The organism is Haloarchaeobius caseinilyticus (genome assembly GCF_051207395.1).
In the GTDB taxonomy this organism is placed as follows: Archaea; Halobacteriota; Halobacteria; order Halobacteriales; family Natrialbaceae; genus Haloarchaeobius.
Genome location: NZ_JBPJZC010000005.1, coordinates 274,760 through 288,534, shown reverse-complemented (window position 1 = coordinate 288,534; position 13,775 = coordinate 274,760). Strand labels below are relative to the sequence as shown.

At 63.2% G+C, this 13,775-nt stretch carries 11 protein-coding genes; 4 read left to right on the top strand and 7 right to left on the bottom strand.

The window, feature by feature from the left end:
- Positions 1-5: 5 nt before the first annotated feature.
- The 7 genes from ACSC1P_RS21170 to ACSC1P_RS21140 form a co-directional block, all read right to left on the bottom strand.
- On the bottom strand, positions 6-926 hold the full coding sequence (locus ACSC1P_RS21170) for a sensor histidine kinase (protein ID WP_435362207.1): 921 nt from the start codon (positions 924-926) through the stop codon (positions 6-8).
- A gap of 284 nt (positions 927-1,210) precedes the next feature.
- The gene (locus ACSC1P_RS21165; RefSeq protein WP_435362206.1) at positions 1,211-2,845 is read right to left on the bottom strand and encodes an alkaline phosphatase family protein; all 1,635 of its coding nucleotides are present in this window, start codon (positions 2,843-2,845) and stop codon (positions 1,211-1,213) included.
- A 301-nt stretch (positions 2,846-3,146) separates the two neighbouring features.
- Entirely contained in the window at positions 3,147-4,964 is a 1,818-nt protein-coding gene (gene glmS / locus ACSC1P_RS21160) for a glutamine--fructose-6-phosphate transaminase (isomerizing) (RefSeq protein ID WP_435362205.1), read from the bottom strand.
- Positions 4,964-5,104, bottom strand: coding sequence for a hypothetical protein (locus tag ACSC1P_RS21155; RefSeq protein ID WP_435362204.1), 141 nt, complete (start codon positions 5,102-5,104; stop codon positions 4,964-4,966). Before ACSC1P_RS21155 ends, glmS begins: the two co-directional genes overlap by 1 nt.
- Positions 5,105-6,137: 1,033 nt before the next feature.
- A complete protein-coding gene (locus ACSC1P_RS21150) occupies positions 6,138-7,649 on the bottom strand; it encodes a helix-turn-helix transcriptional regulator (protein WP_435362203.1) in 1,512 nt (503 codons plus the stop codon).
- 66 nt (positions 7,650-7,715) lie between these two features.
- Entirely contained in the window at positions 7,716-8,312 is a 597-nt protein-coding gene (locus tag ACSC1P_RS21145; RefSeq protein WP_435362202.1) for a DUF7344 domain-containing protein, read from the bottom strand.
- A 297-nt stretch (positions 8,313-8,609) separates the two neighbouring features.
- Positions 8,610-9,932, bottom strand: coding sequence for a nucleotide sugar dehydrogenase (locus ACSC1P_RS21140; RefSeq protein WP_435362201.1), 1,323 nt, complete (start codon positions 9,930-9,932; stop codon positions 8,610-8,612).
- Between the two features lie 333 nt (positions 9,933-10,265).
- On the opposite strand from ACSC1P_RS21140, the gene ACSC1P_RS21135 reads away from it, so the two are divergent.
- Genes ACSC1P_RS21135 through ACSC1P_RS21120 form a run of 4 tightly spaced genes read left to right on the top strand, consistent with a single transcriptional unit; the run spans position 10,266 to position 13,768 of the window.
- A complete protein-coding gene (locus tag ACSC1P_RS21135) occupies positions 10,266-10,736 on the top strand; it encodes a hypothetical protein (protein ID WP_435362200.1) in 471 nt (156 codons plus the stop codon).
- Positions 10,736-11,776, top strand: a complete 1,041-nt coding sequence (locus tag ACSC1P_RS21130) for a glycosyltransferase family 2 protein (RefSeq protein ID WP_435362199.1) — start codon at positions 10,736-10,738, stop codon at positions 11,774-11,776. Before ACSC1P_RS21135 ends, ACSC1P_RS21130 begins: the two co-directional genes overlap by 1 nt.
- The gene (locus ACSC1P_RS21125) at positions 11,773-12,843 is read left to right on the top strand and encodes a DUF354 domain-containing protein (RefSeq protein WP_435362198.1); all 1,071 of its coding nucleotides are present in this window, start codon (positions 11,773-11,775) and stop codon (positions 12,841-12,843) included. Before ACSC1P_RS21130 ends, ACSC1P_RS21125 begins: the two co-directional genes overlap by 4 nt.
- Before the next feature lie 10 nt (positions 12,844-12,853).
- Positions 12,854-13,768, top strand: a complete 915-nt coding sequence (locus tag ACSC1P_RS21120; protein ID WP_435362197.1) for a glycosyltransferase family 4 protein — start codon at positions 12,854-12,856, stop codon at positions 13,766-13,768.
- The last annotated feature ends 7 nt before the right edge of the window (positions 13,769-13,775 follow it).

Below are 13,775 nucleotides of genomic sequence, written 5' to 3'. Positions count from 1 at the left end.
CGGTTTCACGCCGCTGGAGCCGCTGCCACCGGCGCAGCGAACTCGAACCGAGCACCCCCGGTTTCGCTCTCCCGCACCGAGATGGTCCACCCGTGCGACTCGGCGATTTGGCGGACGATTGGCAGACCGAATCCGGTGCCCTGTTCTTCGGTGGAGAAGCCGCCCTCGAAGATGCGTTCTCGTTCTTCGAGTGGCACACCCACGCCATCGTCCTCGACGACGAACCCGACTGCACTGGTGCTGACGCGGATGGTCGTTATCTCTGGGGCCCCGTGGACGACCGCGTTTCGGAACAGGTTCTCGAACAAGGTCCGCAGACGCTCGGGGTTCGCCTCCACCTGAGCGTCCGTCTCGACGACGACCTCGACAGCACCGGTCTCGACGGTCGATGCCGCCTGGGTCGCGACGAGGCTGAGGTCGACGGTCGAGCGTTTCGCCGGGTGAGATTCCGACGTTCTCGCGAGTGTCAGCACCTCGTTGACCAACTGGTCCATCCGGTCGGTCGCTTCCTCGATGGCGTCGAAGTGTGACGCATCGCCCGTCTCACGGGCGAGTGGGAGGTGGCCCTGTACGACGTTGAGCGGGTTCCGAAGGTCGTGTGAGACGATGCTCGCGAAGTCGTCGAGCCGTTCGTTCGCCTGCTGTAGCTCACGAACCCGCCGTTTCGTCTTGACGCAGAAGTAGCCGACAATCGAGGTGAACATCACGCCCGAGGCGACGCTGTTCGCGTTCATCGCGACCGGGTCTCCGGTCGGCGTCCCGTCCAACGAGACGATCAGGAAGAACCACTGGCTGATGGCCAGCCCGAAGAGGACACCGATGCCGAGCCAGCGCGCGAATATCCGTCTGGATTCGAAGCTCCACCGGTGCTGAATCGCTCTTCCGCCGCCGACGAGGCCGATACCTATTGTAAATGGAAATAGCATTTCGAGAGAATCAACCAGAAATTCACCGGTAGAGGCGAGTAAATGAACTCCCGAAATACCGAGAAAAACGACCCCTAGGAGCACTGGTGACCATGTGACGAGTGTTGGGGGACACCATCGAGTCGTTTCTGACATCTAGGTGGATGTTCAATTCAGACAATATAACTTCATTGGTCATTCGTAGGGGAGTTCATGACTTGGCTGGCACCGTCGCTACCCGACGATAGTCTCACAGAATCCGCGGCCGCCCGAGAACTCGTGACAGGACAGCAGTCGAAACCCGATTATTCGAGGTACCCGAGGTCGCTGAGGCGAGATTCGACCGCCTCCTCGGGTGACTGCGTCTTCTCGTCGATACCCTTCGAGCGGTACGCTCGTGCGCCGATGTCCTCGACGACCGGGAGCGTTTTCCCGTCCGTCTTCTCGTTGTACGGGACGCCGAGTGCGGACATGATGGTCGGCGCGACGTCGAACAGGTGTGCGCCCTCGATCGAAGCGGTCTCGTCGACGCCTTCGCCGAAGGCCGCCACGACGCCGTCTAACTTGTGGTTGTACGGCTCTGTCGGCGGCGCGAAGTACTCGTCTCGGATCTGGTCCGAGAGGAAGTAGTTCATGTTCCGCGGGATGGTGACGATGTCGACGGCCTCGTCGACGTGGTCACCCTCGAAGTAGCGCTCGCGCGGGACGACCTCGTCGAAGACGGGATTTCCGTCGGGGTCGGTCACACCTCGTAGCGACTCGATGACTTCGGCGCGAACGTCGTCGTAGTCTTCTTGCGCGACGACGCCCTCGGGGTCGCGGCCCTCGACGTTCAGTCGAACGCCGAGTTCGGTGCGCGAGCGCAGGTACGCGATGGAGTCGGGGAAACTGACCTGCTTGTTCCCCGTCCGGGCCACGTCCTCGGGCGCGTAGCGCATGGCGACCTGGTCGAGTTTGACCTTCTCCAGTCCTTTGCGGATGCGCGTCGCGGTGAGGCCCATCTTCGCGGCGGCCGAGGCCAGCTTCTCTGCCATGCCCGGCTCCCACGAGTCGACGTCTTTCCCCTCGCGGAGTTCGTTCCGGATGGGGTTCCACGACGGCATGCCCTTGCCGCCGTTGGTGACCTCGACGAAGCCTTCGTCGTGCAGGTAGTCGTTGACACGGAACTCGTAGGCGTCGTACTCGCCCATGCCGTGGTCGCTGGCGATGAAGACGGTGTCGGGGTTCGTCTCCTCCAGTATCTGCTCTATCTGCTTGTCGGCCTCCGCGTACACCTGGTGGACTTTGTCCCAGTCGCCCTCGAACTCGTGGAAGACGGTGTCCGTCTTCTGGAACTGCACGAAGCCGAAGTCCGGCTTGTGCTTATCCACGAGGTACTGGAACGCTTCGCTGCGCATGCGGACGAGCGAGGTGTACTCCTCCATCTTCTCCTCGTCAGTCCAGTTCTCGTCACCGCGCGAGTATTCGGGGTAGACGCGGTACTCGCCGATCTCTCGGCGAATCTCGTCGAGCGTCCCCTCGGGGTGACAGCGCGGGTTCTCCGGCCCGATGAAGCCCGGCACGACGGCCCCGTCGATGGCCGGCGGCGGGTGCGTGACCGGGGCGTTGACGACGACGCTGGAGACGTCGTTCTGGTCGAGCATCTCCCACATCGTCGGTTCGTCGATGTGGTCCGCGCGGCTGACGTGCCAGTCGTAGCCGTCGTACGAGACGAAGCCGAACACGCCGTGCTTACCCGGATTAACGCCGGTGTACAGCGACGGCCACGCGCTCGGCGTCCACGGCGGAATCTGAGACCGCAGCGGTCCCATCGCGCTCTCCTCGCGGATGCGACTGAGCGTCGGTGTGGTGTCTCGTTCTTCGAGCTCGTCGAAGACCGAGAGACAGCCCGCGTCGATACCGATGAGCAGGACGTCGAGTCCGTCGTCGTCGTCACTCATCGGATGACCACCGCTGTCGCATTCCCGTTGTTCTCACAGCCTGTGCCTCTGACGTGCCGTATTGGTGGGTCGGTTTTGGTCGCATACGAGTCCATACGCTTCTCAGTGAGTTTATTATCGGACGAATAAGCCGATAGTTGGGATACCCATACAGTTCGGGAATGGTCGAAAACTCGCGGGATGGACGGTCCGATTGGCGCGTTACTGCGCCCTACCCGCGGACCGTCCGGGGTGGCGGTGATTTGTCGAAACACTCCCATGACCTGAGTGACACCGCCGTCGTGAGTCTCGTGCCGCGTCGCTACTCTACCGTGACGCTCTTCGCGAGGTTACGCGGCTTGTCGATGGGGCGGCTGAGCTGGTCTGCCGCGTAGTAGGAGACCAGCTGAAGCTGGACGTTGGCCAGCAGGCCCGCCCAGGCCGAGTTCGTCGACGGCACTTCGAGGTGTTCGTCTGCGAACTCGAGCGACGGGTGGTCCTTCGGCGCGATGGCGATTATCGGCGCGCCACGCGTCTGCGCTTCCTGCGCGTTCGTCAGTGTCTTCTTGTCCTGCTCTTCGTCGCCGGTGAACACCGCGAACACCGGGGTCCGGTCCGTGATGAGCGCGAGCGGACCGTGCTTCAGCTCACCTGCAGCGAACCCTTCGGCGTGTTCGTAGGTGATCTCCTTGAACTTCAGCGCACCCTCCAGCGCGACGGCGTTCGCCGTCCCGCGGCCGATGAAGAAGTACGACTTCGCGTCGCTGTAGCGACGCGCGATGTTCTTCGCGTCGTCGTGTTCCAGGACGCGCTCGATGTCGTCGGGGAGACGCTGCAGCGATTCGAGGAACTCGGGCATGTCACCGCGTGGGGTGCCACGTTCGAGGTCGTCGAGGATGCGCTGGCTCAGCATCGTGAGCGAGACGACCTGCGACGAGAACGTCTTCGTCGCGGCGACGCCGATCTCCGGGCCGGCCCGGATGTACAGCGGCTGGTCGGCCTCGCGGGCGGCGGTCGAGCCGACGACGTTCGTCACGGCGACGACCTCTGCACCCTTCTCCTTCGCGGTGCGCATCGCACCGAGCGTGTCTGCGGTCTCACCACTCTGGGTGACCGCGATGACGAGCGTGTTCTCGTCGATGGTGTTCGTGTGGAGTTCGTACTCGCTGGCGCGGAACGCCGTCGTCGCGACGCCGCCCTCGCTCAGCATGTTCGAACCGTACATCGCGGCGTGGTACGAGGTACCACAGGCGACGAGGTGGATGCTGTCGATGTCCTCGAACGTCCCCGGCGGGAACTCTTCGAGGTTCACCTGCCCGTTCTCTACGTCAGCGCGGCCCTGAATGGTGTTCGAGAGCGCGGTGGGCTGCGTGTTGATCTCCTTCAGCATGTAGTGGTCGTACGAGCCCTTGCCGGTCTCGCTGGGGTCCCAGTCGACCGTCTCCACGTCGCGGTCGACGGTCACGCCCTCGATGTCCGACAGCTGGAGGTCGCCCTTGCGGATGATGGCGACGTCACCGTCTTCGAGGTACATGACGCGGTCCGTGTAGTCCAGGAACGCGGGCACGTCACTCGCGAGGTAGAACGCGTCGTCGTCGACGCCGAGGACCAGCGGGGACCCCTGTCGCGTCGCCATCACAGCACCGTGGTTGTCCACGATGCAGCCGATGGCGTAGCTGCCTTCCAGCATCTTGATCGTCTCGCGGAAGGCCGTTTCGGGGTCCTTCCCCTCGTCGAGGAAGTCCTGAACGAGGTGCGGGATGACCTCGGTGTCCGTGTCGCTCGTGAACTCGTGGCCCTTCGCCTCGAGCTTGTGGCGGAGGTCACTGTAGTTCTCGATGATGCCGTTGTGGACGACGGCGACGTCTTCCTTGGTACTCGTGTGCGGGTGGGCGTTGTCGTCGGTCGGCGGTCCGTGGGTACTCCAGCGCGTGTGACCGATACCGATTTCGGCGTGCTTGTCCGGCGTCGCCTTCTTGAGCTCGTCGACGCGGCCGGAGCGCTTGTACACCTCGACGCCCTTACCGTTCTGAATCGCGACCCCGGCGGAGTCGTAGCCGCGGTACTCCAGGTTCTCGAGTCCGGTGATGAGTCGCCCCATCGAGTCACGGACGCCGACGCAACCGATGATTCCGCACATCAGACGATCACCCCGTGGTGGTCGCCGTCGCGGAGTTTCGGCTGATACACGCGCCGCGTCCAGAGCGGCTCGGAGAGCGCCTCGGCGGACTCGCCCTCTTCCTGAGTCCTCGTCTTGGTGGTGTCTTCTGTGACGGTCATGGTATGCGGGTGTGGGTCCCCACCAGTGCCACGATGGGCCTCGCGGGGCTTACTCAACGCTTGGACTCCATGGGGGTTTACTATACAGCGGGTAAGGCTGTGTTAGTGCGGCGGTAAGGGTCACCGCAACGTTCGGTCGGCGCTGAACTGGTCTGAACTGTCGATTTCTCCCCTTATGATTAAACACAAAACGCGCTTCTCAGGCCCCAAAAGTGGTGATATCGTGGCTTTATCCGACTCCCTTTGCAGGTAGGGTACCCCTTTATTTACCGATAACATTCACGGAATCGTGAATGTCTGCGCCACCAACTCCCTACGTAGGTTGGTTCGGCTGAAGGGGCAGAAACCACCGGTTAGCGGCCGCAGTGTCGCGCGACGGTGTGCGACTGGCTCGGAGGTCTCGCGTGTGCGCGAAAGTTGACTACCGTTGCAGCCGGTGGGAGCGTGTCTGACACGCGTCTGACCCGGTTGAAACGCCCGAGAACCACAGACCGAACGCATCGTCGTCGTCACGCGAGCCAGTCTTCGACATCGCGGACTCTGCGTCGAGTCGCCACTGCCCGACTCGCTGTGACGGTTCGTCCTCGACCTGCTCACACGCGATACGACGCGTTTCCTCGTGTGGACAGGGCAATCGTGAGAGTGCGGCCACCACCCGTGTGACTTCACCCTTGCTGACGGAACCTCTCACGGATGGACACTGCTTCGACGAAAACTCGGACGCCACCTGTTCGCTACTGCGGTCCAACTACTCGTGGCCATGCGCGCTGCGCTTTCGGAACTGGACGTTGAGCACCGTCGCCCGGCCTCTCTGGTCCTGGTTCGTCGGCAACGTACTCCGTCACGAGGCTGCGAGTCGCTGCCAAGCTCGACAACCCCGATACGTGGCGCCGACGTTGCCCTCGTCGAAACCGACGACGACGGGCAGCGGTCCGGACAGTCGAGCTACTGTGAGAACAGAATCGATGGTCGCTGGTTCGAAAAGCGAGAAAAGAGCGCCAACCGCGCGGACGAGGGGATGTACGCGCGGTCGTCAGAAGAACGGACGAGAGCCTTCGGGTTCGTCCTCGGGGAGCGTGATGAGGTTCTCGCGGCCGACACTGATCTTGCGGATCTGGTCGTCCTTCTCCATCTTCGAGAGCAGACGGCTCACCTTGGACTTCGACCAGTCGGTCTCCTCGATGATCTCCTTCTGCTGGAGTCTACCGCCGTTATCGCGGAGTATCTGCTTGACGCGGCCTTCGTCGGTCATCACCGCCATCGGGTCGTCGGTGCCCGACGGCGGGACCGGTTCTGGTTCGTGGTCGGGAACCGGTTCCGTGTCCGTCGCCGACATCGAGGAGGAGTCGTCGACGTCTGCCGACGCCGTCACCGCGCCGTCGTCGGTGCGACGCCGGTCGAGTAACCGGTCGACGGTCGACTGGAGACCAGACGTCTCGAACCGACCACCCATCGAGAGCGCAGCGACGGCCAGCACGAGCAAGCCGACCAGGAGGAAGCCCCACGGTGAGAGCGCACTCGTCGGGCTGGTCCCGATATCTGACTCTAACTTGTCAGAGAGCAAATCGCCATCCGTGTCGCTCTCGATCGGGCTCGTCCCGAGTTCCTCGAGTTCGGTGCTGTCGTTGAGGCCGTCGCCGTCGGTGTCCGCGAGCGTCGCGTTCGTCTTGCCTTTCAGCTCTTCGAGGTCTTCCAGTCCGTCGCCGTCCGTGTCCGCTTTCGCGGGGTCGGTTCTGACCTCGTTCACCTCGTCGGCGTCGGTGATACCGTCGTTGTCGGTGTCGGGCGAGGTCGCGTTGAGGCCCATCTCGAGTTCGACGCTGTCGTTGAGGCCGTCGTCGTCGGTGTCGGACTTGTTCACGTTCGTGTCGCCGGACACCTCCTGCGGGTCTTTGAGGCCGTCGTCGTCGGTGTCTTTCGACAGCGGCGAACTTCCGTAGTTCTTGACCTCTTCACCGTCCGGCAGCGTGTCTTCGTCGGTATCGGAGACGGTCAGATTGGTACCGGCCTCGATCTCTTCCGCGTTCGTGAGTCCATCCGGCTCGATGTCGCCATCCTTCGAGATGACGTACACGTCGAGCGTCGTCCAGTCGAACACGGTGCCGTTGTTCTTGGCGACGACCGTAACGTTCTGCGCTCCAGTAGTGTTGAACGGCCACTGTTGAGTGGTGAGTTCCACCGTAGTCTCGTTGCCTTCGAGCGTCGCCTCCGTACAAGGCGCACGGTCGGAGCTAGTGCCGGGGTCGCCACTCGGTCGTTGCAGGCACACCGTGACCGGTTGCGAGGCGTTCTCACTCGCGTTAGCAGCTAGTCGAACGTTGAGCGTCTGGTTGGCGGACTGCCACAGGAACGTCCGGTCGCCGCTCGTGTTGTAGTCGACAACGGCGTCACCAGTGAAGTACGCATCTGCGACGGAGACCGACGCAGGGGTCCGCTCGCTGGCAGTGCTACTGGCTGCCGTTTCGGCCCCAACTGGAACCGCTGCCCCAGCGACGACGAGTAACAGGCAGACGAATATTCGACCGATGGTAGTGTACGAACTCATACTCCTACGTGGGTGTCGACCGCGCGCGGTGGTCTAATGTCATCTCTCACGTCTCGTGGTCTCGACTCAGTTGGCCGTCTCGCGGCCTGCGAGGACCATCGTGCCCGTGAGGAGCGCGAACAGTGCGACGACGCTGAGCGCCGCGACACTGCTCGAGAGACCGGTGATGCCGAACTCGGTGCCCGCGAGTAGTGCGACACCGAAGCCGGTCGCTGCGAGGTTGTAACGCGTCCAGTTCTGGGTGGTCTCTGCGAGCTCGACTTCCTCGTGTTCGTCGTCGGTCGACGGCGTGCCGAGGTACGGGTCGAGTTCGTCGGCGAGCTCACAGCGCTCGACGATGCCACGGTCCTGGTTGTAGTCGATGACGCCCTGTTCGTCCAGCGCAGGCAAGTGAGACTGATAGAGAGCGATGTACACGCGCTGGCGTTCTTTGGAGGTGAGTCGCTGGACCGTGGTGTCGTGTTCCCACGCGGCGACCTGTTCTGCGATGTCGCGCATGCGTACGGGGTCGTCGACGCCCTGGAGGTAGCGGAGGACGTCACGGCGGCGGCGGTTCTGGAGCAGATGGAACATATCGTCCTTCGTAAAGTCGTCCGCGTCGTCAGAGAGAAGCTCTTCGGGGACCTCGGTGGTTCGTTCCCCCTCGTCTACTGTGGCGCTCATTGGTTCATCCGATACATTTGAGACAGCGATAATAAACCCGGTAAGCCATCCCACCAAACAACCGATATGTTGTCTGTTTCAGACTGTTGCAAACAATCGGAACTGACTGGTTATAGTCTAAAAATTGCTTCGCTGGGCGCTCTAAACGATGTTTGGGATTTCGACAGCGTTCGTGTTCCTAAACCAGACTGTTCCGACGTTATCGCTGTTTTCAGCCCCTAAGGACACCATTTTATTTCTTTTTACGCGCGGCAAATTTTTCTTCCCAAATCGGTTTGGCATCTAGAGGGGGGTGGATTATAGTCGGCGGTAGGCGATACCGGCTGCTCCCAACGTGTCTTGGTCGAAGACCCCGGGTACGTCCACGACGAAACCATCACCGTTGAGACCACCCAGATCGGCGACGTCGATGTCGTCGAACGCGTCGTGGCCCGTCCCGACGATAACGCCGTCGTAGCCCTCGAAGGAGACGTCTTCCTGGACCTCGACGCCGAAGTTCGTTCGGACCGCGTCGTCGTCGGCGTGGGGGTCGTGTGCGACGATTTCGACGCCGTACCCCTGCAGGTCCTCGATGATCTTGTCGACCTTCGAGGTCCGAATATCGCCGACGTTACCCTTGTAGGCGACGCCGAGGAGCAACACACGGCTGTCCTTCGGGACGTTACCGGTGTCGTTCATCGCCTTGCGGACGAGTTCGGCGACGTGGCTGGGGACGTACTCGTTGATGTCGCGCGCTTGCTCGACGAGTTCGGGGACGAAGCCGGCCTGCTCGGAACCGTAGGCGAACAGGTGCGGGTCGACCGGGATACAGTGGCCACCGACGAGGCCGGGGCGATACTCGTCGTGGAAGTTCCACTTCGTGCCCGCCGCCTTGAGGACCTCGCGTGCGTCGAGTCCCATGTGTTCGCTGGCGATGGCGAGTTCGTTGACCAGTGCGATGTTAATGTCACGCTGGACGTTCTCGATTGCCTTGGCAGCCTCTGCGGTCTTGATGTCGGGTGCGCAGTAGACGCCCGCGTCGACGACCGTCTCGTACAGCCCGGCGATCTGTTCGCGGGCGGCCGTGGTGTTGCCGCTGACGATCTTCTGGACGTCGCGCAGGCCGCGACCGGCGTCGCCGGGCGAGACGCGCTCCGGCGAGTAGCCGACTTCGAATTCCTCGCCGAGCGTGAAGCCGGAGGCCTTCTCGATGGCGGGGACGAGTTCTTCGCGCGTGACCCCGGGGTAGACGGTCGATTCGAGGACGACCGTCGTTCGCGGGCTCATGTGTTCGCCGACCGTCTCGCCCGCGCCCGTGATGTAGTCGAGGTTCGGCGTCCCGTGGCCGTCGACGGGGGTCGGAACCGCGATGATGACCACGTCGGCCTCGCCGATGGCCGTCGGGTCGACGGTGAACGTCGCCTCGGTCGCGGCGATCTTGTCCGCGCCGAAGTCGCCGGTCGGGTCTTCGCCGTTCTGGAACTGCTCGACTTTCTCCGCGGAGACGTCGAAGCCGATGACGTCGCGACCTTCCTCGGCGAACGCGAGTGCGAGCGGCAGCCCGACGTAGCCGAGCCCGACGACGCAGATGGTTCCCTCGGTCGCGAGGTCCGTGTCGGTGGCGCTGGTCGCGTGACTCATCGCGTCGCACCTCCGGCGGTATCTCGTTCGGTCGTACCCGCGTGCGCGTACTGTCTTTCCGTCGACGTGACCCGCCGCGGAGCGGGGGTGGTGTGGCGTGCTGTCGGTTGCATCCGTACGAAATACACTGGTTCCCACCCCTTTCATTATACGTCGCCATAGCTTCGCTTACACCTTCTGTAACGCCGATTCTCACCGTCCCGCCGCGTTCGGAACGGCTGAAACAATCGGTCTTTCACTTATCCAATCTATAATAATGGGCCTATGGTGCCGGTGTTCAAACGAAGCCAGACCAGGGTTGGGCCAGTCTCCCCACCCGGAGGCACGCAAACGATGATACCAGGTTCACGAAACGGCGAAAGCTCGGTCGTCCCGAACGCCACGACCCGGCTCGACGAAGCGGCGAGCGAACACCTCGTGACACTACTCACGGATGGGCTCGAGCGCCAGGGCCGTCGAGAGGACGCACGCGTGCTGATCCTCGGCATGGAACAGGGTCTCGGTTCGAACACCCCCGAACTCGTCTTGCAGGTCGTGATGGACCTGCAGGCACGTAGTATCGACGCGACCGCGTACTCGACCGACGAGGCCGCGCAGACGCTCGCGCCGGGTGACGACGCACCGACGGATTGTTACGACGCTATCGTCCTCTTCGCGCCGCTGAGCGCTATCGAGGGCGTCGGACTCGACGACCTGCTCTCCTCGGAAACGGAGGGACAGCTCCTCGTCGACGTCGTCGGCTCGGTCGAGCCGGCGGCAGTCGCACAGCGTGGTGGCATCAGCGTCACCTACGGAGGGCTCTGATGTACGGGGATAGTTCGGTCGCCGTGGTCGTCCCGGCGTACAACGAGGAGAATCACGTGGCCGACGTGCTACAGGATATCCCGGCGTTCGTGGACAGAGTGTACGCCATCGACGACCAGTCGAGCGACGGTACCTGGGACGAAATTCTCCGTGTCGCGGACGAGGAGGCGGACGAGCAGACCGTCACCGACGGTGGGACGGCCTCCGAAGGCTACCCGACCGCTGACGACACCGACCATCCGACGATTCCCTCCCCGGACCTGGACGGGGTGGAGACACCGACCGATGGACGAATCGTCCCCATCAAGCACGAAGTGAACCGCGGCGCGGGCGGTGCGCTCAAGACCGGCTTCGAGCGCGCGATGGAAGACGAGATGGACGTGACGGTGACGCTCGACGCCGACGGCCAGATGGACCCCGGCCTGATGGACGGTTTCGTCGAACCCATCGCCGAGGGCGAGGCCGACTACACGAAGGGCAACCGACTCGCACGCGCGGAACACCGTGCGAAGATGCCGACGTTCCGCCTCGTCGGCAACTGGATGCTCTCGGTCCTCACGAAGGTCGCCAGCGGCTACTGGCACGTGATGGACCCACAGAACGGCTACACCGCCATCTCGCTGGACGCGCTCGAAGCTATCGACCTCGACGCGGTCGGCAACGACCACGAGTACACGAACGACATGCTCGTCCAGCTGAACGTCGAGGAGATGCGCGTCGTCGACGTCCCCATGGAGGCGAAGTACGGCGACGAGGAGAGTACTATCTCGCTCACCGGTTTCGTCCCGATGACCTCGATGACGCTGCTCCGCGGGTTCTTCCGCCGACTGTACGAGCGCTACGTCGCCCGGAACTTCCACCCGCTGTCGCTGTTCTACGGCATCGGCGTGGTGGCCATCGTCGCTGGTGTCATCCGAAAACTGCTCTCGGACGACGACGACACCTCGCTGCTCGTCGCGCTACAGGGCGTCTTCTTCGTCCTCGTGGGGATGGCGCTCGACCACTACGAGAACGCGACCAACGGAGGTGACGACCGATGAAGGTCGTCGTCACGATTCAGCATCCGGGTCACGTGCACTTCTTCAAGCACGCCATCGAGGAACTGAAAGAGAGCGGCCACGAGGTCCACGTCTTCGCTCGCGAGATGGGCGTCAACGTCGAACTGCTCGAAGCGTACGACATCGACTACGAGTTGCTGGCCGGTGAGTCCGACTCGCTCACCTCGCTCGCGTTCGTCCAGGCCGTCTACGAGGGCAAACTGCTCAAGCGCGCCCGCAAGATCAAGCCGGACGTGATGATGGCCATCGGCGGCGTCGCTATCTCGCACGTCGCGAAGCTCGTCGGCGCGGAGAGCATCGTGTTCTACGACACGGAACACGCGAAGCTCATCACGTCGCTCGCGTACCCCTTCGCCGACCGCATCGTCACGCCGGACTGTTACGACGGTCGCCACGGCGACAAGCAGTTCACCTACCCCGGCTACCACGAACTCGCGTACCTGCACCCGGACCGCTTCGAGCCGGACCCGTCCGTGCTCGACGAGGCCGGACTGGACCCCGACGACACGTTCGTCGTCGGCCGATTCAACGGCTGGGGCGCCTCCCACGACATCGGCGAGGGTGGCTTCAGCGACGTGCGCGAGGTGTTTGAGCGCATCGAAGACGCCGGCGCGGAGATGGTGTTCACCTCCGAGAAGCCGCTCCCGGACGACCTCGAAGAACACCGGATGACGGTCGACCCCGACAAGATGCACGACCTGCTCTACTACGCCGACATGTTCGTCGGCGAAGGGGCGACGAGTGCAGTCGAGGCGGCCGTCATGGGCACGCCCGCAGTGTACGTGAACACCTTGACGATGGGCTACACCCGCGAACTCGAAGACGAGTACGGGCTGCTGTACAACTTCGACGGGCCGAACCGCCACGAGGAGGCGCTTCGCAAGGCGGAGTTCGTGCTGGAGAATCACGATCCAGCGCGCTACAATCGCCGCCGCCAGCACCTCCTCTCGGAGAAGGTCGACGTGACGAACGTCATCTTAGACGAAGTGGTCGACGGCTGGTCGAAGACGGACAAACCCGACCAGAAGGCGGTCGGCGCACACGTCTGAGGGGTCGCCCATGAAGGTTCTCAACCTCATCACGTCCACTCGGACGTTCTTCGAGACGCAAGTCGAGACGCTCGAAGACCGCGGGATCGAGTGTACGACCATCGCGGTCCCCGGGAGCTACTCGGCGGACGACCCGCGGACGGTCGAAGACTACCTTCGGTTCGCGCCCCGGGTACTGAAGTCGTCGCTCGACGACTACGACGTGATTCACGCGAACTACGGCCTCGTCGGCCCGTACGCCGTCTGTCAACCTCACCGCCCCATCGTCGTCACGTTCTGGGGAACCGACCTGATGAGCGAGATGACCTGGCTACGCAAACTCAGTCAGTTCAGCGCGCGCATGGCCGACGAGGTCGTCCTCCCGAGTCACGCGATGGCCGACGCCATCCCGACGAACTACACCCACATCCCCTTCGGCGTCGATACGGACATGTTCCGTCCCATCGACCGCACCGAGGCGCGTGAGCACATCGGCTGGGACCCCGACGAGCGAATCGCGCTGTTCCCCTACGACACGGACCGCGCCGAGAAGGACTTCGACCGCGCGGAGCGCCTCGTCGCGCAGGCCGAATCCGACCTGACGCTCAAACCGCTCCACGGGGTCGACTATGCCGACATGCCCTACTACATGAACGCGAGCGACCTGCTGTTGCTCACGTCGAAGCGCGAGAGTGGCCCGATGACCGTGAAAGAGGCCGCCGCCTGCAACCTCCCCGTCGTCTCCACTGACGTGGGCTTCGTCTCACAGGTTCTCGACGATGTGGACAACTGCTACATCTCCGACGCCGACGCGGAACTCGCGGCCGGCATCGACCAGGTCGTCGACTCAGACCGTCGGTCGAACGGTCGCAACTCGGACGAACTCGTGAGCCACGACGAGATGGGCGACCGACTCGTCTCGGTGTACGAGTCGGTCGTGGCGTGAGTCGGGT

What these genes read in the sequence shown, in the direction of transcription:
- ACSC1P_RS21170 (WP_435362207.1), bottom strand. Translation starts at nt 926, where the DNA reads ATGCTATTTCCATTTACAATAGGTATCGGCCTCGTCGGCGGCGGAAGA.
- ACSC1P_RS21165 (WP_435362206.1), bottom strand. Translation starts at nt 2,845, where the DNA reads ATGAGTGACGACGACGACGGACTCGACGTCCTGCTCATCGGTATCGAC.
- glmS (WP_435362205.1), bottom strand. Translation starts at nt 4,964, where the DNA reads ATGTGCGGAATCATCGGTTGCGTCGGCGTCCGTGACTCGATGGGGCGA.
- ACSC1P_RS21155 (WP_435362204.1), bottom strand. Translation starts at nt 5,104, where the DNA reads ATGACCGTCACAGAAGACACCACCAAGACGAGGACTCAGGAAGAGGGC.
- ACSC1P_RS21150 (WP_435362203.1), bottom strand. Translation starts at nt 7,649, where the DNA reads ATGAGTTCGTACACTACCATCGGTCGAATATTCGTCTGCCTGTTACTC.
- ACSC1P_RS21145 (WP_435362202.1), bottom strand. Translation starts at nt 8,312, where the DNA reads ATGAGCGCCACAGTAGACGAGGGGGAACGAACCACCGAGGTCCCCGAA.
- ACSC1P_RS21140 (WP_435362201.1), bottom strand. Translation starts at nt 9,932, where the DNA reads ATGAGTCACGCGACCAGCGCCACCGACACGGACCTCGCGACCGAGGGA.
- ACSC1P_RS21135 (WP_435362200.1), top strand. Translation starts at nt 10,266, where the DNA reads ATGATACCAGGTTCACGAAACGGCGAAAGCTCGGTCGTCCCGAACGCC.
- ACSC1P_RS21130 (WP_435362199.1), top strand. Translation starts at nt 10,736, where the DNA reads ATGTACGGGGATAGTTCGGTCGCCGTGGTCGTCCCGGCGTACAACGAG.
- ACSC1P_RS21125 (WP_435362198.1), top strand. Translation starts at nt 11,773, where the DNA reads ATGAAGGTCGTCGTCACGATTCAGCATCCGGGTCACGTGCACTTCTTC.
- ACSC1P_RS21120 (WP_435362197.1), top strand. Translation starts at nt 12,854, where the DNA reads ATGAAGGTTCTCAACCTCATCACGTCCACTCGGACGTTCTTCGAGACG.